The organism is Rahnella bruchi, assembly GCF_003614975.1.
Taxonomy (GTDB): Bacteria; Pseudomonadota; Gammaproteobacteria; order Enterobacterales; family Enterobacteriaceae; genus Rahnella; species Rahnella bruchi.
Window position 1 is genome coordinate 303,518 of the sequence record NZ_QZWI01000001.1, and the last position, 20,695, is coordinate 324,212.

Sequence of the window (20,695 nt, forward strand, 5' to 3'; positions counted from 1 at the left end):
TTTCATAGATTCAGTGAATTAATCCCCTTACATGTATACGACTGACTAAATCAAACATTTACACTGTTTTTATATACAGTAAAATTCACATTCTCAAAAAGGAGGATGTGATGAGTGTAAGAAAGCTGTCTACCGGTAAATGGTTATGTGAATGCTACCCGAACGGGAGTGGAGGTAAGCGATGCCGCAGGCAGTTTGATACCAAAGGTGAAGCCGTTGCCTTTGAAACTTACACCATGGATCAGGCTAAGAACAAACCGTGGCTGGGTGAGAAGGAAGATCGGCGGAAGCTGAGCGAACTGGTCGATCTCTGGTACAGCCTGCACGGCTGCTCTCTGAATGATAAAAAGGGACGGTTGGGCAAACTGAAGATTATCAGCGCGGGCATGGGTGACCCGATAGCCAGTACCATAACGCCGAAAGACTGGGCGCATTATCGCGATCAGCGGCTGCGCGGTGAGATTGATAACGGCTACAGTACCAGTCTGGCGACCCGTAAGGTTTCGACCGGCACTGTGAACTGTGAGCACGCTTTTCTGCGGGCGGTGTTCAATGAGCTGAAACGCCTGGGAGAATGGTCGCTGCCAAACCCTCTCGAGAATATCCGCGAGTTTGATCAGCCGGAACGCGAGATGGCATGGCTGAACCAGGAACAAATTCTGCGGCTCATGGCGGCCTGTGAAGAGCATGGGAATGATGAATTAACACTGATCGTTAAACTCTGCCTTTCGACCGGCGCACGCTGGAACGAGGCCGCCAAAATCAAAAGTTCGCAGATCTCCCCTTACAAACTCACCTTCATCAATACCAAAGGTAAAAAGAACCGCACCGTTCCCCTCGCCCGCCCGCTGTATGACGAATTGATCGCCCGCGAAGGTGTGCCCTTCTCGCCCTGCTATAAGCAGTTCTATCGGGTGATCAGGCTGGCGGGCATCGAACTGCCAGAAGGTCAGATGACGCACGTTCTAAGGCACACGTTTGCCAGCCACTTCATGATGGCCGGCGGCAATATCATCGTGTTGCAGCGCATCCTCGGGCACTCAGATATACGCGTCACGATGCGCTATGCACACTTCGCCCCCGATCACTTAGAAGACGCTATTTACATGAATCCGCTGGCTCAAATCAGTGGCGATAAAATGGCGATGGAGAATCCAAATGAGTAACATTGAGGGTAAGTGAAAAGAGTCTAAGTGATTGTTTTTATTATAAGTGGTTGATTTCAAAAACAGGCAAAAAAAAGACCGAATACGATTCCTATATTCGGTCTAGGGAAATGGCTCTTGGGAGAGAGCCGTGCGCTAAAAGTTGGCATTAATGCAGGCGATTAAGCCGTACAACTTAAAGAGTAGACGACAGATGACTAATTTCCACCCAGTTTGAAACATAGTGATAATAACAATGAAGTATTATTTTCATTGTGTGACAACATACGCAAAACATGGGATTAACATCAGTCGCTTACTGGCGGCACGGCGCTTCAGCAGAGCGATTCAGCTTTAGCGATAAATGGAACCAGACTCATTTTTTGTCCGGGATTCTGCGGATCATCCAACCAGATTTTCTCCAGCGGGACAGCCTGAACCTGATGGTTTTTGACCTGCTCTCTGGCCACGTCATTCAGAGGATATTGCGCCAGTGTGCTGTCATTAATCACGTACAGCGCTTTGCCCGGACGGCATTGCAGCATGACCTCTTCCCGGGTGAATGCCCAGGCCTTACCGTATTGCAGACGGCTGATGGTCTCCAGTTGCGGTGCGGCAAAGCTGCTGGCAGACAAGCTCAGCAGCACACAGACAAGCAGTGTTTTCCTCATGATTTTTCCTCGATGATATTAAATTCTTTGTAATCTTCAGATGACCATTCTCAACGCGGGGCAAGCGTAGCGAACCAGCTCACCAACAGTAAAACGCTGAGCGCCAGCCCCCACTCAAGCCAGGTCATGGCGATAAAACGCCTCTGCGCGCGCTCGGGGTCTTTGCCCATCAGCGGCACCAGCCGGTAACGGTTATAGACAGCCACTGCCGCCATCATCCCGACCAGTATCACTTTGGCCACCAGCAGGCTCTGATACCGTGACGTCATATCGGTTGGCCACCGCTGCAAGATAACGGCGGTATTAATGATACCGGTGATGATCACCAGACCGACAGCAAAATGCCCCCAAACGGAAAAACGGATCAGCGTAACAATCGCATAAGGCTTTGCTGATGGCTGGCGGGTATACATCATACAGGTCAGCAAAGGCAGTAAAGACCCGAACCAATAAGCTGCGCTGAGCAGATGCACTACGTGATTGCTTCGCTGAACCAGCCCCAAAATGCCCTGATGCATCGCAGCATGGCCAATCAGTGCCTGAGTGACCAGTAAACCCAGCGAGCAAAGAAACAGCAGAACATGACGTCGGGGCAGCCATTCCATTAACAGAACCAGCAATAGCACGGCCGTCAGCAATAAGTGCCAGCTCCACACTTCGCCAAATGCGGTGGTTAATACCAGTATCCAGACATTCATGTTAAGAATATCGTCCCAGCCGTTGCCCATCAGAGCAGCCTGTAAGGCCAGCATACCGACGGAGGTCACCGCGGCGAGAAGTCCGGACCAGATCATCAGCGTCTGATTTTTACGCTGTAAAATGGCTGAAAATCCCTCAGGCGCCAGCAAAGAGCAAAACACGCTCAGTCCGAAAATTTGCATCAATGACGCAAAATGCAGGAACCGGCACAGGACGAACAATGCAGTGAGACTCATAGCTTATTTGACGGTGAAGCTGTACTGACCATGAGTTTTATGACCATCAACGGAAACCACATTCCATGTCACGACATATTTCCCGGCGGCAAGCGCATCGGTCAGCGGCAGCACAGCCTGCGTATTGTCATTCGCAGCCAGTGCCATTTTGCCGGTTTTCACGGTTTTTTGGCTGGCATCTGTCAGAGTGACTTTACTGAAGTTTGGCTCGATGCCTTCACTGAAACCCAGAGATAATTCGGTCGGACTGGCTGACAGAACCGCATCTGCCGCAGGAGTTTCCGTTTTGAGGTGAGCATGAGCAGAAGCCTGCTGTGAGATAAATCCGCTCAGCAATACGGCTGAGACTGCCAGGGCACGGCAAAGAGAAGTGGTTTTATTGAACACGATAATTTCCTTGGCTTGCTTGATGATGAATTTATAACGCCGTCACTTTAGCGCAATCCGCCACAAAACGATTGCCAAAAAACCATAAAAAAAACCATAAAAAAACGCAGAAGCTTGAGCACTCTGCGTTTTTGTGGACCTGCTCAGCTGTTAAATTAAACTGCCGGAGCCTGTCCAACCATGTTCTTCAGATCTTTATCAACAAAGAACAGACCGTTACCGGTATTGCTGACCAGAGCCAGTTTATCGAGAACGGATTTGAACAACGTCTCTTCTTCATGCTGCTCTGAAACGTACCACTGCAGGAAGTTGAAGGATGAGTAATCTTTCAGCGTCATGGACAGATCGGCCAGCTCATTGATTTTCTGGGTGATCAGCTGTTCGTGTTCGTAAGTCTGTTTGAACAAATCGGTCAGGGATTCGAAAGAAACCGGCGGAGCAGCAATCGCGCCCAGCAATGGCAGAGCACCGGTATCGCTGACGTATTTGAACAGGCGGTGCATGTGATCCATTTCTTCCATGGAATGCTGTTTCAGAAACGCCGCAGCACCTTCGTAGCCTTTATCGCTGCACCATGCACTCATCTGCAAATATAAATTGGCAGAATAAAACTCGAGGTTCAGCTGTTCATTAAGCTGATCAATCATTTCTTTTTTAAGCATGGCACGGCTCCAGAATTAAATTATGGCAGGTGGGCTGATTTATTTATTCGCATTATGCCCGCATCAACACAAAATAAAAACAACAGATTCACATTAATATTAACCGTAATAACATATAAATTTAACATCATGATTTTAAATGATTTTATTTGAATAAAAATATACCACAATGATAATCATTAACATATACAACGCCATTAAAAAGAATCATTCTTATTCACAATATTAATTAGCGAGTTGTTGTTGAAGTCAGTTATCATTTCCCTTTTGTGAATAGTTCTTATTTACTCTTAATATTAACCAGCCTGTCGTGTTCAACTGGAAAATCATGAAAATAAAATCGCAACATTCACGATGGCGTCGGCCTCGGGTACAATGTGGCAAAACCGGTTATCAGGAAGCAGCAATGAGCATCAATCTGGCTGAAATCAGTAAAGAAGAAATGGATCGTATCAACATCGATCTGGCCGCCTCAGCGGTGGCTTTTAAAGAACGCTACAACATGCCAGTTGTCGCGGAAATGACCGAGCGCGAACAGCCCGCGCATCTGCGCACCTATTTTCGTGAACGGGTCATGTTTTATCGCGGGGAATCACACAAGTTCTCCCGCTTACCTTATGAACCCAAACAAAAGTAAGCGGGAGCAGCGGGAAATGGTTAGCGCCGGGCGGCGAAACGCTGGTTGGTGCGGATTAACTGGTCAAGAATGCCGGGTTCATCAAAAGAGTGCCCTGCACCTTCGATAATATGCAGCTCGGCTTCCGGCCAGGCCTGCGCCAGGTCCCAGGCGTTTTGCACCTGACAGGCCATATCGTAGCGGCCGTGAACAATCACCGCCGGAATATGACGGATCCGTTCTACATTTTTCAACAACTGGTCATCCGTTTCTAAAAAGCCCATATGCGTGAAATAGTGGTTTTCGATGCGGGCGAAAGCCAGCGCGAAATTATCTTCGCCAAATGAGGACGAACCTTCCGCAGGCAACAGCGTCACTGTCTCCCCTTCCCACAAGCTCCAGATTTTAGCCGCTTCAAGCTGAACCGCGCGATCATCCGATGTCAGGCGGACGCGATAGGAAGCAATCACATCCTTGCGCTCTTCTTCCGAGAGAATCGATAAAATACGCTGCCATTTTTCAGGGAAGAAACGTGAGGCACCCTCCTGGTAGTACCAGGTCAGCTCCTGCTTACGCAGAGTGAAAATGCCCCGAAGAACCATCTCACTGACGTGATCAGGGTGCGTTTCGGCGTATGCCAGCGCCAGCGTCGAGCCCCAGGAACCCCCGAACACCAGCCATTTATCGACACCGGCTAGTTTACGCAAACGCTCAATATCTTCGACCAGATGCCAGGTGGTGTTGTTGTCGAGGCTGGCGTGAGGTTTAGAGCGTCCGCAACCACGTTGATCGAACAGCATGACGTCATAATCATTGGGATCAAACAGCTGACGATGAACCGATGAACATCCCCCGCCCGGCCCTCCGTGAATAAATACCGCCGGTTTGCCTTCCGGGTTTCCGCTGCGCTCCCAGTAAACCTGGTGACCATCCCCTGTATCAAGCATGCCACTGGCATAGGCTTCCCGTGGCGGATACAAACCCTTTAATTTTGGCATGACATTTCCTGTTCTATTTGGCCAGAGTATTGATTGAAGTACTTACATGTTAATAACAGCGCATCCGCCCATTTACAACAAGTGGTTATGTTCAAAAACCATTGTTTTGTATGCTGTTCGCATACTAATCGCGCAATTTTAATACACTGGCACAGACCGGCGTCCGTTGCCCCCTCTGTAAAGTATTGTGGATTACACAAAGGAGCTTGCAACTGGTCGAAATTTGGCAGTAAATAGGTGAGCAACCCAATCCACCCGCTTTAAGAGAGGCAAGTATGAGTAAAGGAATGGATAGCAAAAAGAATGCGAAGAAAAAGCCATTGAAAACCCCAGCTGAGAAAAAGGCTGAGAAAAAAGCCAAGAAAACTTCTGCTTAACAATGTACTTCTGTACTTCGTAGATCAAACCCGCCGAGAGCGGGTTTTTTTATTCCCCCCTTCATACTTCGCACCACAGCTGCGCTGGCTGCAATCCGAAATACTCAGGGGAATGACTGGTATTACTTACCTGCCAGCGCCAGCACAAAAGCGTATTCCAGCGCGATATCTTCATAGGCTTTGAAGCGGCCAGATTTGCCGCCATGCCCGGAATCCATATCAGTGTGCATCAGCAGCTGATTGTCATCGGTTTTGAGGTCACGTAATTTTGCGATCCACTTCGCCGGCTCCCAGTACTGCACCTGCGAATCATGCAGACCAGTGGTCACCAGCATATGCGGATAGGCCTGGGCACGCACCTGATCGTATGGGCTGTATTGCAGCATATAGTCGTAATAGGCTTTGTCATTCGGGTTGCCCCATTCATCGTATTCACCGGTTGTCAGCGGAATAGACTCATCGAGCATAGTGGTGACGACGTCGACAAACGGAACCTGCGCCACGATGCCATGATACAGCTCCGGCGCCTGATTGATGATTGCGCCCATCAGTAAGCCGCCCGCACTTCCCCCCATTGCGTAAACCTGTCCGGCATCGCCATAACCTTCAGCCACCAGTTCTTTAGTCACATCAATGAAATCATGGAAGGTGTTGAGTTTATTGAACAGCTTGCCGTCGTCGTACCATTGCTGGCCGAGTTCCGCCCCGCCGCGAATGTGCGCCAGTGCAAAAACAAAACCGCGATCCAGCAAACTCAGGCGGCTGCCGCTGAATGCCGGATCCATACTGCTGCCATAAGAACCATAGCCGTAAACCAGCAAAGGATTTTCATTCGGCTTAAATAACTCGCGGCGATACACCAGCGATACAGGCACTTTCACGCCATCGCGCGCCGTGACCCAGACGCGTTCACTGCGGTAATTTGCCGCGTCAAAATCTTTTACTTCCTGCTGTTTCAGCAGGGTACGGTCATGCGTATCGAGATCCAATTCGAACAATGAGCTCGGCATGGTCATCGAAGAATAGCCATAGCGTAGCAAAGATGTCTCCGGTTCCGGATTATATGCCAGCCAGGTGGTATAGGTCGGGTCATCAAACGCCAGCGATTTTTCTTCACCGGTTTTCCAGTGGATCTGGCGCAGTTGGGTCAGCCCCTGATGTCGCTCTTCTACCACCAGCCAGTCACGGAACAGACTAAAACCTTCAAGCATTACTTCAATGCGCGGCGCAATCAGCGTCTGCCAGTTAACCTCGACCCCGTCTTCACTTTTGTACAGACCGAAGTTTTTACCGTCTTTATTGGAGCGAATGTAGAAGTGCCCGAGGTAATGATCGAGCGCGTATTCGTGATCTTTACGTCGTGAGAGGAAGACCTGCGGTTTGGCCTGCGGGTCATCGGCATCCAGCAGTAAGATCTCTGACGTCGTGGTGCTGTCGAGGTGGATAAGGATGTATTTTTCAGACGTGGTTTTATCCAGCCCGACGTAAAAGGTATCGTCTTTCTCTTCGTACACCAGTTTGTCGGTTTTAGGATCAGTACCGACCACGTGGCGATAAACCTGATACGGCAGCAACGTTTTCTTGTGTTTGCGGACGTAATACAGCGTCTGAGAATCGTTCGCCCATTCGCTGCTGCCGGAGGTGTTTTTCAGCAGATCATCAGTCCAGGTTCCATCATCAAGTTTTTTGATACGGATGTCGTACTGACGGCGCGAAAGAAAGTCTTCCGCCACGGCCATCAGCTGATTGTCAGCGCTGATATCCAGACCGCCCAGCGTGTAAAACTCGCTGTCTTTGGCGCGTTCATTGCCATCAATCAGCGTGGTCCAGTTTTCGTGTTCAGCGGCTGGCTGGCGAAGGTAAATGGCGTACTCGTTGCCCGGCTCATAGCGGGTCTGATAGCGGTAGCCGTGTTTCACGTAGGGAACGGAATGATCCTGCTGCGCAATGCGCGCCACCATTTCGCCGTACAGCGTTTCGCGCAGTGCCTGCTGTGGCTGCATCGCCTGTTCAGTAAATTCGTTTTCAGCCGTCAGATAGGCCAGAACCAGAGGATCGGTGCGGTCATCGTCACGCAGCCAGTAATAGTTATCGACACGGTCATCACCGTGAATACTCAGAGTTTGCGGGCGTTTTTCAGCCTTTGGAGGTGTCATCATCTCGGGATCTCTTTGTCCTCTTTGCGGTGTAACAAGAGTGACAGGTTTAGGCAGGGAAACCAAGGGACGTCAATGCGGGGAAATAATGCGTCCGCTAAGGAATAACGGACGCAGTCGAAACTTATAACGGCGAGCTGTAGCTGATTTCGCCAATCTGGCAGTTGAGGGTCACCTGATAAGTTTTATCGGTGTGATCGCCTCGTACTTTCAGCGGGATATCCCATTTCGCGTTAGTGCCGCTGATGCTGTCTGTCACTACCCACGCGACCGGCGTGGAAGTGCCCAGCACTTTTTTATCTGCATCCCAACGCGTGATGCGGTTTTGCAGAAAATCACGTTTTACCAGCGCAGCTACATCATCCTTAGTGGCCGTGGAACACGGTGTCACCGTTGCCGTTCTCACTTCGGGTTCATCAGCCTGTGCGACCTGGCTAAGGCTGCTGATTCCTGCAACTGCCATCACAACGCCCAAGATTATCTTTTTCATCGTTCGCCTTCCCAGTCTTTGTCATTCATTTAGTTGACCCTGCAAAAGCAGTTGACCTTGCAGAAGAATATCCCTACAGAAGACAAGGCCATCGCTTGCGTTAGATAATATAATCCTCAACAAGGCAATAACACAACATTAACAACAAGACGTTCGATGCAAAGTGTTAAGACAAACCCCTAGCGTAAAATAATGGCCTTACAGTTTTTGCCTTTGATTTTCCCTTCCTGAAGGCGCTGCAATGCTTTCTTCGCGCTTTTCTGGCGGATGGCGACATAGGCATGCACCGGGAACATGTCAATTTTGCCCACTTCAGCGGCAGTCAGCCCCGCATCACCAGTCAGCGCGCCGAGAATATCGCCCGGACGGATTTTGGCTTTACGGCCACCATCGATGCACAAGGTTGCCATTTCAGGATCCAGTGCCACCGGCGCGGCGGCCAGTGCCTGAGCGGCAGGCTGCCAGATGAAACGCTGACGGGTGTAATCTTCCAGCGCAGTCACACGCGGCATTTCCTGCGGCGTCACCAGACTGACGGCTATACCGCTCGTTCCTGCACGACCGGTACGACCCACGCGGTGCACGTGAACTTCCGGGTCGAAAGACAGCTCGTAGTTGATCACCAGACCCAGCTGTTTAATATCCAGCCCGCGCGCGGCCACGTCTGTCGCCACCAGCACACGGCAACTGCCGTTGGAGAAACGCACCAGCACGCGATCACGGTCACGCTGCTCAAGGTCGCCATTCAGCGCCAGCGCGCTGATGCCTTTGGCGGTCAGAGCGTCGCATACTTCCTGACAATCACGCTTGGTGTTGCAGAACACCACACAGGAGGTCGGCTGATACTGATACAACACAGCGGCTAACAGCGACAGGCGCTGATGCTTGTCGGCTTCGATAAAGACCTGCTGAATATCAGCGATGTCATCTTCACCTTCGATTTCCACTTTCAGCGGCTGACGCTGGAATTTGGAACTGATGCGCTCAATGCCGTCCGGATAGGTCGCGGAGAAAAGCAGCGTCTGGCGATCCTGCGGTGTATAGCTGACCACATCCTCAATATCTTCGCTGAAACCCATGTCCAGCATGCGGTCTGCTTCATCCAGCACCAGCACTTTCAGCTCATTCAGTTTCAGCGTGCCTTTGCGCAGATGTTCCTGAATACGACCCGGCGTACCCACCACGATGTGTGGCGGATGAACCAGCGATTCGAGCTGTGGCCCAATCGCCTGACCACCACAAAGGGTCAGTATTTTGATGTTTTGGGTAAAACGCGCCAGACGGCGTAATTCTTTACTGACCTGATCGGCCAGTTCACGGGTCGGACACAGTACCAGCGCCTGAGCAACAAATTGTGAAACGGTGATGCTGTTCAGCAAACCGATACCAAAGGCGGCCGTTTTACCGCTGCCGGTTTTGGCTTTAGCGCGAACGTCCTGACCTTGCAGAATGGCAGGCAAAGAGGCTTCCTGAATCGGGGTCATTTCGGTGTAACCCAGTTCATTCAGGTTGGAAAGTTGCTCAGCGGGCAATGTCAGGGCAGAAAAAGAATGCGTGCTCAAGGCGATAACTCTTTATGTGAGGCAAAAATCGGGGCAGCGGCAGGAATTCTGACGCCATGGTTTGGGTAAATGATAACAGAGACGCTCGCCGGGTGCCTTAAACGGCAGAAAACAGGCAAAAAAAATCCTGAAAAACACCTTTTTCTTCTGCGGAGAATTTTATCTGATGCTCTGCGCAATCGTTTTCGTCGCCAATTATTTCAGATATACTGCGCGCCGAAATTCCTGTTTACACTCATCTCAGATCTGGGTACGAAGCTATGTTAACCATTGGTACTGCACTGCGCACCGGCGCCACACGCGTCATGTTATTAGGCTCTGGCGAGCTGGGTAAAGAAGTGGCCATCGAATGTCAGCGTCTTGGCCTGGAAGTGATTGCCGTCGATCGCTACGCCGATGCTCCGGCGATGCAGGTCGCCCATCGCAGCCATGTGATTAACATGCTTGACAGCGATGCGCTGAAAGCGGTTATCGAAAACGAACGCCCTGATTTTATCGTGCCTGAAATCGAAGCCATCGCCACCAGTATGCTGGTAGAGCTGGAAAAACAGGGTCACAACGTGGTGCCTTGTGCCGAAGCAACCCGCCTGACCATGAACCGCGAAGGTATCCGTCGTCTGGCCGCCGAAACACTGAAATTACCGACATCGACTTATCAGTTTGCTGACGACGAAGCGTCTTTCCGTCAGGCGGTTGATGCCATCGGTTTTCCGTGCATTATCAAACCGGTCATGAGTTCTTCCGGTAAAGGTCAGAGCCTGATCCGCGGTGCCGATCAGTTACAGACCGCATGGGATTACGCGCAGCAAGGCGGTCGTGCAGGCGGCGGGCGCGTGATTGTTGAAGGGCTGGTGAAATTTGATTTTGAAATTACGTTGCTGACCATCAGTGCTATCGACGGCATTCACTTCTGTGCGCCAATCGGACACCGTCAGGAAGACGGCGATTACCGTGAATCCTGGCAGCCACAGCAAATGACTGAGCTTGCGTTGCAGCGTGCAAAAGACATCGCTGAGAAAGTCGTGAAAGCGCTGGGCGGTAAAGGTTTGTTTGGCGTTGAATTGTTTGTTTGCGGTGATGACGTGATCTTCAGTGAAGTGTCCCCTCGCCCGCACGACACCGGCATGGTGACGCTGATTTCTCAGGATCTGTCCGAGTTTGCGCTGCACGTCCGCGCGTTCCTTGGCCTGCCGGTGGGTCAGATCCGCCAGTTCGGTCCTTCAGCTTCTGCCGTCATTCTGCCTGAGCTTACCAGCAACAACGTGACCTTCAGCGGTCTGGAAAATGCACTCACCGGTTTCAACCAGGTTCGCCTGTTCGGGAAGCCGGAAATCAGCGGAAAACGCCGTCTGGGCGTAGCACTGGCGATTGCAGATAATGTTGAAGATGCCGTTGAACAGGCAAAACAAGCTGCGGCTGCGGTGGTTGTGAAAGGCTAAGCAATTCGCAACGCCGTGACGAAAAAAACCGGACGCCTGAAAAGGGTCCGGTTTTTTTTTCATGACACAAACTGTCTGTCAGTATTATTCGTCTTCGTCATCAAAAATGACGGTCACGCGATCGCCCTGATGCTTCGCGCGGATTTCTGCCGCAACGGTAGCGATGGCTTCGCCACTGCTCATACCGGTTTCCATTAACTGGCGGATACGATCGGCGGCCTGTTCTTGTTCCTGATGTGAAAGTGAAGGCATACCTGTCAGCATGGGAGTTTCCTGTTGTGCATTAAATGGTGCACATTTATTAGTGCAAAGAAGATAACAAAAGCCCGCGCAATGCGGGGTTGAACAGTATACCCCTTATTAAGACAAATCGCCTGTGCTGCTTTCAGGTCATCAGATCTGTGTTAGGATCGGCCTAAAATACGTCACCGCGCCAGAGAAGCTCAAACCTGCCATGCAAGCCACCCAGTCTGTTGTTTTTCATTCATTACCCTATCAGCCAGATGCCCTGACCGGACGCTTCACACCGCTTTCCGCCCTGCCATGGGCGATGCTTTTACACTCAGGCTCAGCGCAACATCAGCACAATCGTTTCGATATTCTGGTGGCAGACCCGCTGATAACACTGACCACCCGCGGCGGGCTGACGCAGATTGAACAACATGGCGTTGAACAATGCCGCAATGATGACCCCTTCTCCCTGCTCGAAGAACAACTGGCGGTATGCGGATTGCACGCGGAAAGCTCGCCTGATTTTCCGTTTCTTGGCGGTGCACTCGGATTGTTCGGCTATGATTTAGGGCGCCGCATTGAAGAGTTGCCTCAAATCGCGGCACGCGACATTGAGCTGCCCGATATGGCTGTCGGTATTTATGACTGGGCGCTGATTGCCGATCATCATTTGCAGCGCCTGACGCTGGTCTGCCATGGGGATATTTCTGCCCGCTTGCGCTGGCTTGATGAGCATCAGCAAAACCGCTCTGTGCCAGCGTCTTTCCGGCTAGATGCGCCCTGGCAGGCAAATATGAGCCGCGCGGAATACGGACAAAAGTTCAGGCATATTCAGGAATATATCCGCAGCGGCGACTGTTATCAGATCAATCTGGCGCAACGATTTTCAACGCACTACAGCGGTGATGAGTGGCAGGCTTTTCTGCGCCTGAATGAGGCCAACCGCGCGCCGTTCTCAGCGTTTTTGCGTCTGCCGGCAAACGCCGTGATCAGCCTCTCGCCGGAACGTTTTATCTGGCTGAAAGAAAATCAGATCCAGACACGTCCGATTAAAGGCACCCTGCCACGCTGCGAAAATCCAGCTGAAGATGCACGACAGGCAGAACGGCTGGCGGGATCGGAGAAAGATCGCGCCGAGAACCTGATGATCGTCGATTTGCTGCGTAATGACATCGGCCGCGTTGCGGTACCCGGCAGCGTGCGCGTGCCGGAACTGTTTGTGGTTGAGCCTTTCCCGGCGGTTCATCATCTGGTCAGCACCATCACCGCGCAGTTACCGCAAGATTGCCATCCCGCCGCCTTGTTACGCGCCTGCTTCCCCGGCGGTTCCATTACCGGCGCGCCGAAAGTGCGGGCGATGGAAATCATTGAAGAACTCGAGCCGCATCGGCGTAACGGTTATTGCGGCAGCATCGCGTATATCAGCTGTTGCGGCACCATGGACAGCAACATTACTATCCGCACATTGCTCACGGCGCAGGGAAAAATTCATTGCTGGGCGGGCGGCGGGATTGTGGCGGACAGTCAGGAACAGGCTGAATATCAGGAAACTTTTGATAAGATTGCCCGCATTCTGCCTCAGTTAGGAGAAGCATAATCGTGACATTGCTGGAACAACACGCGCCAATTCAGACAATTTCCCCTGCGGTGGAAGATTTCATTTTGCGCTTTCAGTTGCAGCAACCACGCCAGCCCGCTCCGGCGCTGCGCGGTACCCGTCATGCCGCCGTGCTGATCCCGATCATTTGCCGTGCGGAGCCTACGCTGTTACTGACACGACGCTCTGACCAGCTGCGTAAACACGCGGGTCAAGTCGCCTTTCCCGGTGGTGCGGCGGATGCGTCAGACGCGTCGATCATCGCCACCGCCCTGCGTGAAGCACAGGAGGAAGTCGCCATTCCGCCAGAACAGGTTTATGTATTAGGTACACTTTCGCCGCAGGACAGCAGCAGCGGTTTTCGTGTCACACCGGTAGTCGGGCTGTTGCCCGTCGACGTGCCGCTGCATCCGGCTGAAGATGAAGTCGCTGAGCTGTTTGAAATGCCGCTGCGCGAAGCCTTTGATCTGGCGCGTTATCACCCTCTGGATATTCATCGCCGGGGCATGCATCACCGCGTGTATTTGTCATGGTATCAGCAGCAATTTGTGTGGGGTCTCACCGCTGCCATCATCCGCCAGCTCGCCGGACAGGTTGAAGTCTGAGCTCCCTGATTACATAGCGATCACACTTTTGCATCAAATAAGTTTATTTCATGCGAAAAATGAAACTTTTGCCCCTCAGCCCTTTTAAACTATAAGTCTATCCATAAGAACAAGAGAGCCGTCCATAAAGACGAGTTCCTGCTGTCGTTCATTTATGGAAGCCAGGGATCCCGTTCCCTGCCGCAATCTGATACAGGAGTATTCGACGTGATTAGCGTTTTCGACATGTTCAAGGTCGGGATTGGCCCTTCCAGTTCCCATACTTTGGGCCCGATGAAAGCCGGTAAACAGTTCGCTGATGACCTGCTGGAAAAGGGCATGATGCCTGCCGTTACGCGTGTCGCCGTGGACGTATTTGGTTCTTTGTCTCTGACAGGTAAAGGCCACCACACAGATATCGCCATTATTTTAGGCCTGGCCGGTAATCAGCCAGACACCGTCGACATTGACGGCATTCCGCATTTTATCCGCGACGTTGAGCAACGTGAGCGTCTGCCACTGGGCACAACCCAGCATGAAGTGGATTTCCCGCGTGATACCGGCATGGTATTCCGCGGGGAGAATTTGCCGCGCCATGAAAACGCCATGCAAATTCATGCTTTTGCTGGCGATAAAATGATTTACAGCAAAACGTATTATTCTGTCGGCGGCGGTTTTATTGTCGATGACGAACATTTCGGTCAGCCGGTTCTCGATGAAGTCGCGGTGCCGTACAGCTTTAATTCGGCCAGTGAAATGCTGGCGAAGTGCAAAGAGACCGGGCTGTCATTATCCGGACTGGTGATGCAGAACGAACTGGCACAGCACAGCAAGCAGGAAATCGACCAGTATTTCGAGAAAATCTGGCACACCATGCAGGCCTGTATCGATCGCGGTCTGAACACCGAAGGCGTGCTGCCTGGGCCGTTGCGGGTTCCGCGTCGAGCTTCTGCCCTGCGCCGTATGCTGGTTTCCAACGACAAACTCTCCAGTGACCCAATGAATGTGATCGACTGGGTGAACATGTTTGCGCTGGCGGTTAACGAAGAAAATGCCGCGGGCGGACGTGTTGTTACGGCACCGACCAATGGCGCATGCGGCATTGTGCCCGCAGTGCTGGCCTATTATGACCAGTTTATTCAGTCAGTCAGCCCGGACATTTACCTGCGCTATTTCCTGACGTCCGGCGCTATCGGCATTTTGTATAAAATGAACGCGTCGATTTCAGGTGCAGAAGTCGGTTGTCAGGGCGAGGTGGGCGTGGCGTGTTCGATGGCAGCCGCTGGCCTGACAGAATTACTGGGTGGCAGCCCGGAGCAAGTATGTGTCGCGGCGGAAATTGGCATGGAACACAATCTCGGTCTGACGTGTGACCCGGTGGCCGGACAGGTCCAGGTGCCGTGCATTGAGCGTAATGCTATCGCTTCCGTGAAAGCGATTAACTCAGCCCGAATGGCTTTACGCCGCACCAGCGAGCCAAGAGTTTCTCTGGATAAAGTGATCGAAACCATGTACGAGACCGGTAAAGATATGAATTCCAAATACCGAGAAACTTCCCGTGGTGGTTTGGCTATTAAGGTTCAGTGCGACTGACTCTGATGTCGTTGAACGGGTCTTTTCTGCGGTTCTTCTGCTGAAGCATTTTCAGCCGCTTTGCCGCAGGAAATACCATCCAGATGAGAGCAGGCAGCAATAAAACCTTCATTAACGACAACCTGTTGTATTATCAATATATATTGGAAGTGTCACTTGCATTATGCCCTGCAGGTACGGCATGCTGTTTTCCGCCTGATTTTCCCGATCAGTGAGCCTCTCAATACAGAAAAATACATGCCGGGATACACAGGAAAAATATAAGTGACAACGTCACCCATGTTGATTTTCTTTTGTTTTAACTCAGAAAATGCGTGTTTTTCCCTCAACTCAGGCAGAGCATCCGGCAATTTACAGCTACTATCAATTAAAACGCACTGGCTGTGATGCATCGGTAAACCTTTAAAATAATTATTTTGAGCCTGCAATTAACACGGGATAAAAGGATTAGAACGATGCTGTTCTCCCAGACCGGACTTGCGAAGTATCGCTACTATCGCATTGCGCTCGCGTGCGCGATGGGGATATGTACTTTGCTTCTGACTCTTGGCATTCGTATTTACGAACAAGCTCAGGTCATTGCCGAAGACCAACAACATGTCGCGCTTCACACCGTCCAAAAGCTGGAAAAACTTCTTGAACCGGCGTCACCTGCGGGAAAAGCTGTTCCTCTGGATCTGACACTCGGCTGTAACGTCCTGCAACCCATCTTGCAGCAAAATGTCGCCCGTATGCAGACGCTGCGCTCAATCAGCCTGGTCAGTAACGGCAAACTCATCTGTTCAAGTCTGGTCGGCCCGCTGGATTTGAGCCTCAGCGACACGTTACCGTCTTTTTCTCAGGGGACGACGCAGCTTGAGCTTCGCGCGTCCAAATGGAGTCGCGTAGATACGCCGACGCTTATTCTCTGGCATCCTTCAACGCCGGATAACCGAAACGGCGAACTGTTTGTTTATAACATCGGCATATTGTCGAATTTCCTGCTCGAACCGCAACCTCCTTACGCCAGCCATATTGTGTTAAATGTCGGGAAGCAAAATCTCGAATATGGCAAAAATGAGATCATCAGCAGTAACAACCTTCCTCAACCTCCGCTGCTGAGCGAAAAATCGCAAAAATATGATTTCTCTGTCTCTATCTTTGGAGAAAAAGCCAGCGAACTGGCCTGGAATGAGCTCCCCTCACACTTGCCCCTTTCGGTGTTAATCAGCCTGCTGACGGCAACCGCGGTTTATCTGCTTTCCGGCAGCCGGATAAGCCTGGCCTATCCGATCAGTCATGGCATTTCTCACCGCGAATTTAAGGTCTATTGCCAGCCGATTATCAACAGCGATGATGGACGCTGTATCGGCGTGGAAACGCTGATGCGCTGGAAAAACCGCCGGCAGGAATGGGTATCACCTGATGTGTTTATCCCGCTGGCAGAACAGCACGGATTAATTATCTCGCTAACCCGCTATCTGATTAAAACCGTTGCCGATAATCTGGCAGTCTTCCCGGCGACTCCGGGTTTTTATGTCAGCATTAACGTGGCGGCCCAGCACTTCAATAATATGGAAATCGTGGATGATATCCGCAAACTGTGGCTTCCGGCGCAGCCTTCGGTTTCCCTGATGCTTGAACTGACTGAGCGCACGCGCCTTCAGGAACTGCGTGCTGCGGAAATTTCGCAACTAAAAGAGATGGGGATCCTGCTGGCTATCGATGATTTTGGTACCGGCCACAGTTCACTGAGTTATCTCAAAACGCTGAATCCGGATGTGCTGAAGATTGACCAGGCTTTTACCGCTTCGATAGGCACGGATGCGATTAACGCGACCGTCACGGATACTATTATTACGCTGGCGCAACGTCTGAATTTAAAGCTGATTGCTGAAGGAGTTGAAACCCGAGAGCAGGTTGATTATCTGCGCAAGCGCAAAGTGGATTCGTTGCAGGGCTATTACTTTGCACGCCCGATGCCGATAGAGGTTTTCCCTGTCTGGCTGGAGCGCTATCAGAAATCGACTCAAAATATGGATCCTAAGGACATTCAGGGCGCTGTCTGATCCCACATGCTTCTGCTAATTCAGGCATAAAAACGGCGACCTTAGTCGCCGTTTTGCATTCATATATTGCGTCAGATTTAGTGGTTTTCGTCCCACTCGTCTTCTGACTTAATCCGGGTGATACGGACACGCTCGATGCGATAGTCTGTCACCTCGAGGATCTCAAAGTGGAGCGACGCCATTTCGATCACTTCGCCCGCAACAGGCATCTGGCCTGATTTCGACAGCAGCAATCCGGCCAGAGAAGCAAAATCATCATCCGCATTCACCAGATTTTTGACGTCGAGAATTTGCTGAAGAAGGTGCAAGTCCGTGCCGCCTTTCGCTATCCAGGATTCTCCGTCAGCAATCACGTCTGGCGTTTCGTCTTCATCCGGGAATTCCCCGGCAATCGCTTCGAGCACATCCAGCGGCGTCACCAGCCCCTGAATCACACCAAATTCATTACTCACCACCACCAGACGACCTTTGGCTTTACGCAATACCGCCAGCAGATTAATCACATCCATGGTTTCCGGCACCACAATCGGCGGCGTTTTTTCAGCGAAAGCCACAATACTCTCACCGTTTTCCAGCGCCACCAGCAGGTCTTTCGCCCGCACCACGCCGATCACGTCATCCAGGGAATGGCGGCAAATCGGAAATAAACTGTGCGGTGTATCCAGCAACTGATTGCGGATTTCAGCTGGCGACTTTTCACAGTCCACCCACGAAATCTCGGTGCGCGGCGTCATAATGCTGCGCAGAGAACGCGATGCCAGTGTCAGAACACCGGTGATCATATGACGCTCTTCTTCTGCAAATGCTTCTGAAGCAGGCAACACATCTCCGGCCGGCTCATCTTCATGCTGATGCTGGCGTTTTCCGCCCATCAGACGCTGAATCGCCTCGGCGGTGCGCTCACGCATCGGACGGTTAGACTGGCTTTTGAGGAAGTTACGGCGTGCAATCTGGTTGAACAACTCAATCAGGATGGAGAATCCGATCGCCGCGTACAGGTAACCCTTAGGAATATGGAAACCAAAACCTTCCGCTATCAGGCTCAGACCAATCATCAGCAGGAAGCTGAGACACAGCACCACGACTGTCGGATGATTGTTCACAAAACGCGTCAGCGATTTGGACGCCAGCAACATCACACCCATGGCAATCACGACGGCTGTCATCATCACAGCCAGATTATTCACCATACCCACTGCGGTAATGACGGCATCCAGCGAGAAGACAGCGTCGAGCACCACAATCTGCGCTACCACGGACCAGAAACTGGCATAGCCTCGGTTCGGGGTTCCCTGTTCGTCATGTCCTTCCAGCCGCTCATGCAGCTCGGTTGTGGCTTTAAACAACAGGAACAAACCGCCGACCAGCAGGATCAGATCCCGCCCCGAGAAACTGAACTGGGCAATGCTAAACAGCGGAGTGGTCAGCTTGACCATCCACGAAATCAGCGACAGCAGACCTAAACGCATAATCAGCGCCAGGGAAAGACCGATAATACGGGCCTTATCACGCTGCTTTGGTGGCAGTTTGTCCGCAAGAATGGCAATAAAAACAAGGTTGTCGATACCCAGAACAATTTCCAGTACGACAAGCGTCAGCAAACCGACCCAGATTGAAGGGTCCATCAAAAATTCCATGTCAGACTCCGCAATGAGTTAAAGAAAAATGACGCAAAGAAACGCGTGACGTCAGGCGGTCAGAAGACTTACCAGACGGAGTCACGACAAAATTGTCAGATGAAAGCGGTTTCAGTGCGGCAGTAATCAGGCCAATTGGGGCGGATTTGCCGGTAAGAATGAGGTGATAATGCGAAGAATAGTGACGTCGGTGACAGTCCATAGGGAGGGCTGAGGCCCGGTACTCCTGTTCAATGATTCGGAAAATCACTCTATCAGGAATGAATATTTGAATAAAGTGTGTTTTTTTACGATCAGTATCATCCTGAAACATCTATGCTGTTTTATTGCGCGATGTGAAAGCGTATTCACAATACGTCGTTGAATAACGGACAACCGTCACAAAAATTATTTTTTCGCACACTAAAATAAATCACGTCGCACAACCTGTTGAGGTTCGGCAATTTTACAGTTTCGCAGTCTTATCAGAAATTAAGGAACGTTAGTACGCAGGGAATGCCCTGTCCGCCTCAGGAATAAAAACGGGCGGATATCATCAGCACCATTACTTATGTGCATAACTCTTTTCAAGAGTTAACAGAGGAGGTAGCGAGTGAGTATTGCTATTATCATCGGCACGCACGGGTCAGCAGCTGAACAGTTGCTGAAAACAGCGGAAATGATTTTAGGTGAACAAGATAATGTCGCCTACATCGATTTCGTTCCCGGCGAGAACGCCGAAACCCTGATCGAAAAGTACACGGCAAAGTTGGGTGGTTTAGACACCAGCAGCGGCGTCCTTTTCCTGGTCGACACCTGGGGTGGCAGCCCGTTCAATGCTGCCAGCCGTATTGTTGTCGATAAAGAAAATTACGAAGTTGTGACCGGTGTGAACATCCCGATGCTGGCAGAGACTTTCATGGCTCGCGATGACAACCCTTCTTTCGCAGAACTGGTTGCCATTGCGGTAGAAACAGGCCGTATCGGTGTGAAAGCACTGAAAACTCCTGAACCTGCTGCCCATGCCCCTGCTCCTGCTCCTGCTGCCGCCCCTGCGCCAAAAGCAGCTGCCCCGGCTAAACCTGCCGGTCCGAACGACCATATGAAAATCGGCTTAGCCCGTATCGATGACCGTTTGATTCATGGCCAGGTTGCGACCCGCTGGACCAAAGAAACCAACGTGACCCGCATTATTGTTGTCAGCGACGAAGTGGCTGCCGATACCGTGCGTAAAACGTTGCTGACTCAGGTTGCTCCTCCTGGTGTTACTGCACACGTTGTCGACGTCGCAAAAGCCATTCGTGTCTGGGATAACCCAAAATACGCTGGCGACCGCGTAATGTTGTTATTCACTAACCCGACTGACGTTCTGCGTTTAGTTGAGGGTGGCGTGAAAATCACTACCGTAAACATCGGTGGTATGGCTTTCCGCCAGGGTAAAACTCAGGTGAATAACGCAGTATCTGTCGACGAAAAAGATATCGAAGCATTCAAGAAATTGAATGAAAAAGGTATCGAACTTGAAGTGCGTAAAGTCTCTACAGACTCTCGTCTCAAGATGATGGATCTCATTAATAAGATGAATTAA

General features: G+C 51.2%; 19 protein-coding genes. 8 read left to right on the forward strand and 11 right to left on the reverse strand.

Going from position 1 to position 20,695, the window contains the following annotated elements; all coding sequences use genetic code 11:
- Positions 1-110: 110 nt before the first annotated feature.
- On the forward strand, positions 111-1,166 hold the full coding sequence (locus D5398_RS01445; RefSeq protein ID WP_120506035.1) for a phage integrase: 1,056 nt from the start codon (positions 111-113) through the stop codon (positions 1,164-1,166).
- 314 nt (positions 1,167-1,480) lie between these two features.
- On the opposite strand, the gene D5398_RS01450 is transcribed toward D5398_RS01445, so the two are convergent.
- The 4 genes from D5398_RS01450 to ftnA all read right to left on the reverse strand — a co-directional run bounded on the left by D5398_RS01450 (position 1,481) and on the right by ftnA (position 3,800).
- Entirely contained in the window at positions 1,481-1,816 is a 336-nt protein-coding gene (locus tag D5398_RS01450) for a YebY family protein (protein ID WP_120506036.1), read from the reverse strand.
- 50 nt (positions 1,817-1,866) lie between these two features.
- A complete protein-coding gene (gene copD / locus D5398_RS01455; protein ID WP_120506037.1) occupies positions 1,867-2,751 on the reverse strand; it encodes a copper homeostasis membrane protein CopD in 885 nt (294 codons plus the stop codon).
- A 3-nt stretch (positions 2,752-2,754) separates the two neighbouring features.
- Positions 2,755-3,141 (reverse strand): copper homeostasis periplasmic binding protein CopC, encoded by a 387-nt coding sequence (copC, locus tag D5398_RS01460; protein ID WP_415838539.1) that lies wholly within the window; start codon positions 3,139-3,141, stop codon positions 2,755-2,757.
- Between the two features lie 152 nt (positions 3,142-3,293).
- Positions 3,294-3,800 (reverse strand): non-heme ferritin, encoded by a 507-nt coding sequence (gene ftnA / locus D5398_RS01465; protein WP_120132033.1) that lies wholly within the window; start codon positions 3,798-3,800, stop codon positions 3,294-3,296.
- Positions 3,801-4,206: 406 nt separating this feature from the next.
- Here ftnA and D5398_RS01470 point away from each other — a divergent pair, with 406 nt between their 5' ends.
- Positions 4,207-4,437: a DNA polymerase III subunit theta gene (locus D5398_RS01470; protein WP_120506038.1), complete on the forward strand. Its 231-nt coding sequence runs from the start codon at positions 4,207-4,209 to the stop codon at positions 4,435-4,437.
- Positions 4,438-4,457: 20 nt separating this feature from the next.
- Here the strand turns inward: D5398_RS01470 and pip are convergent, their stop codons facing one another.
- The 4 genes from pip to dbpA all read right to left on the reverse strand — a co-directional run bounded on the left by pip (position 4,458) and on the right by dbpA (position 9,999).
- Complete coding sequence (pip, locus tag D5398_RS01475) at positions 4,458-5,414, reverse strand: prolyl aminopeptidase (RefSeq protein WP_120506039.1); 957 nt, start codon at positions 5,412-5,414, stop codon at positions 4,458-4,460.
- Positions 5,415-5,913: 499 nt separating this feature from the next.
- Complete coding sequence (locus tag D5398_RS01480; protein WP_120506040.1) at positions 5,914-7,950, reverse strand: S9 family peptidase; 2,037 nt, start codon at positions 7,948-7,950, stop codon at positions 5,914-5,916.
- A gap of 121 nt (positions 7,951-8,071) precedes the next feature.
- Positions 8,072-8,437: a protein YebF gene (gene yebF / locus D5398_RS01485; protein ID WP_120506041.1), complete on the reverse strand. Its 366-nt coding sequence runs from the start codon at positions 8,435-8,437 to the stop codon at positions 8,072-8,074.
- Positions 8,438-8,616: 179 nt separating this feature from the next.
- Positions 8,617-9,999 (reverse strand): ATP-dependent RNA helicase DbpA, encoded by a 1,383-nt coding sequence (gene dbpA, locus D5398_RS01490; RefSeq protein ID WP_120506042.1) that lies wholly within the window; start codon positions 9,997-9,999, stop codon positions 8,617-8,619.
- Between the two features lie 260 nt (positions 10,000-10,259).
- On the opposite strand from dbpA, the gene purT reads away from it, so the two are divergent.
- Positions 10,260-11,438 carry a formate-dependent phosphoribosylglycinamide formyltransferase gene (gene purT / locus D5398_RS01495; RefSeq protein ID WP_120506043.1) on the forward strand — a complete coding sequence of 393 codons (1,179 nt, stop codon included), beginning with the start codon at positions 10,260-10,262 and terminating at the stop codon, positions 11,436-11,438.
- Positions 11,439-11,522: 84 nt separating this feature from the next.
- On the opposite strand, the gene D5398_RS01500 is transcribed toward purT, so the two are convergent.
- The gene (locus D5398_RS01500; protein WP_120506044.1) at positions 11,523-11,702 is read right to left on the reverse strand and encodes a YoaH family protein; all 180 of its coding nucleotides are present in this window, start codon (positions 11,700-11,702) and stop codon (positions 11,523-11,525) included.
- A 190-nt stretch (positions 11,703-11,892) separates the two neighbouring features.
- On the opposite strand from D5398_RS01500, the gene pabB reads away from it, so the two are divergent.
- The 3 genes from pabB (at position 11,893) to D5398_RS01515 (ending at position 15,443) form a co-directional block, all read left to right on the forward strand.
- Positions 11,893-13,266 carry an aminodeoxychorismate synthase component 1 gene (pabB, locus tag D5398_RS01505; RefSeq protein WP_120506045.1) on the forward strand — a complete coding sequence of 458 codons (1,374 nt, stop codon included), beginning with the start codon at positions 11,893-11,895 and terminating at the stop codon, positions 13,264-13,266.
- A 2-nt stretch (positions 13,267-13,268) separates the two neighbouring features.
- Entirely contained in the window at positions 13,269-13,871 is a 603-nt protein-coding gene (locus D5398_RS01510; RefSeq protein ID WP_120506046.1) for a CoA pyrophosphatase, read from the forward strand.
- A gap of 207 nt (positions 13,872-14,078) precedes the next feature.
- The gene (locus D5398_RS01515) at positions 14,079-15,443 is read left to right on the forward strand and encodes an L-serine ammonia-lyase (protein ID WP_120506047.1); all 1,365 of its coding nucleotides are present in this window, start codon (positions 14,079-14,081) and stop codon (positions 15,441-15,443) included.
- Positions 15,444-15,604: 161 nt separating this feature from the next.
- Here the strand turns inward: D5398_RS01515 and D5398_RS25395 are convergent, their stop codons facing one another.
- Positions 15,605-15,835 (reverse strand): hypothetical protein, encoded by a 231-nt coding sequence (locus D5398_RS25395; protein ID WP_162940699.1) that lies wholly within the window; start codon positions 15,833-15,835, stop codon positions 15,605-15,607.
- 63 nt (positions 15,836-15,898) lie between these two features.
- On the opposite strand from D5398_RS25395, the gene D5398_RS01520 reads away from it, so the two are divergent.
- A complete protein-coding gene (locus D5398_RS01520; RefSeq protein WP_120506048.1) occupies positions 15,899-17,491 on the forward strand; it encodes an EAL domain-containing protein in 1,593 nt (530 codons plus the stop codon).
- A 77-nt stretch (positions 17,492-17,568) separates the two neighbouring features.
- Here the strand turns inward: D5398_RS01520 and D5398_RS01525 are convergent, their stop codons facing one another.
- Positions 17,569-19,128, reverse strand: a complete 1,560-nt coding sequence (locus D5398_RS01525) for a TerC family protein (protein ID WP_120506049.1) — start codon at positions 19,126-19,128, stop codon at positions 17,569-17,571.
- Positions 19,129-19,720: 592 nt separating this feature from the next.
- Here D5398_RS01525 and manX point away from each other — a divergent pair.
- Positions 19,721-20,695, forward strand: a complete 975-nt coding sequence (gene manX, locus D5398_RS01530; protein ID WP_120506050.1) for a PTS mannose transporter subunit IIAB — start codon at positions 19,721-19,723, stop codon at positions 20,693-20,695.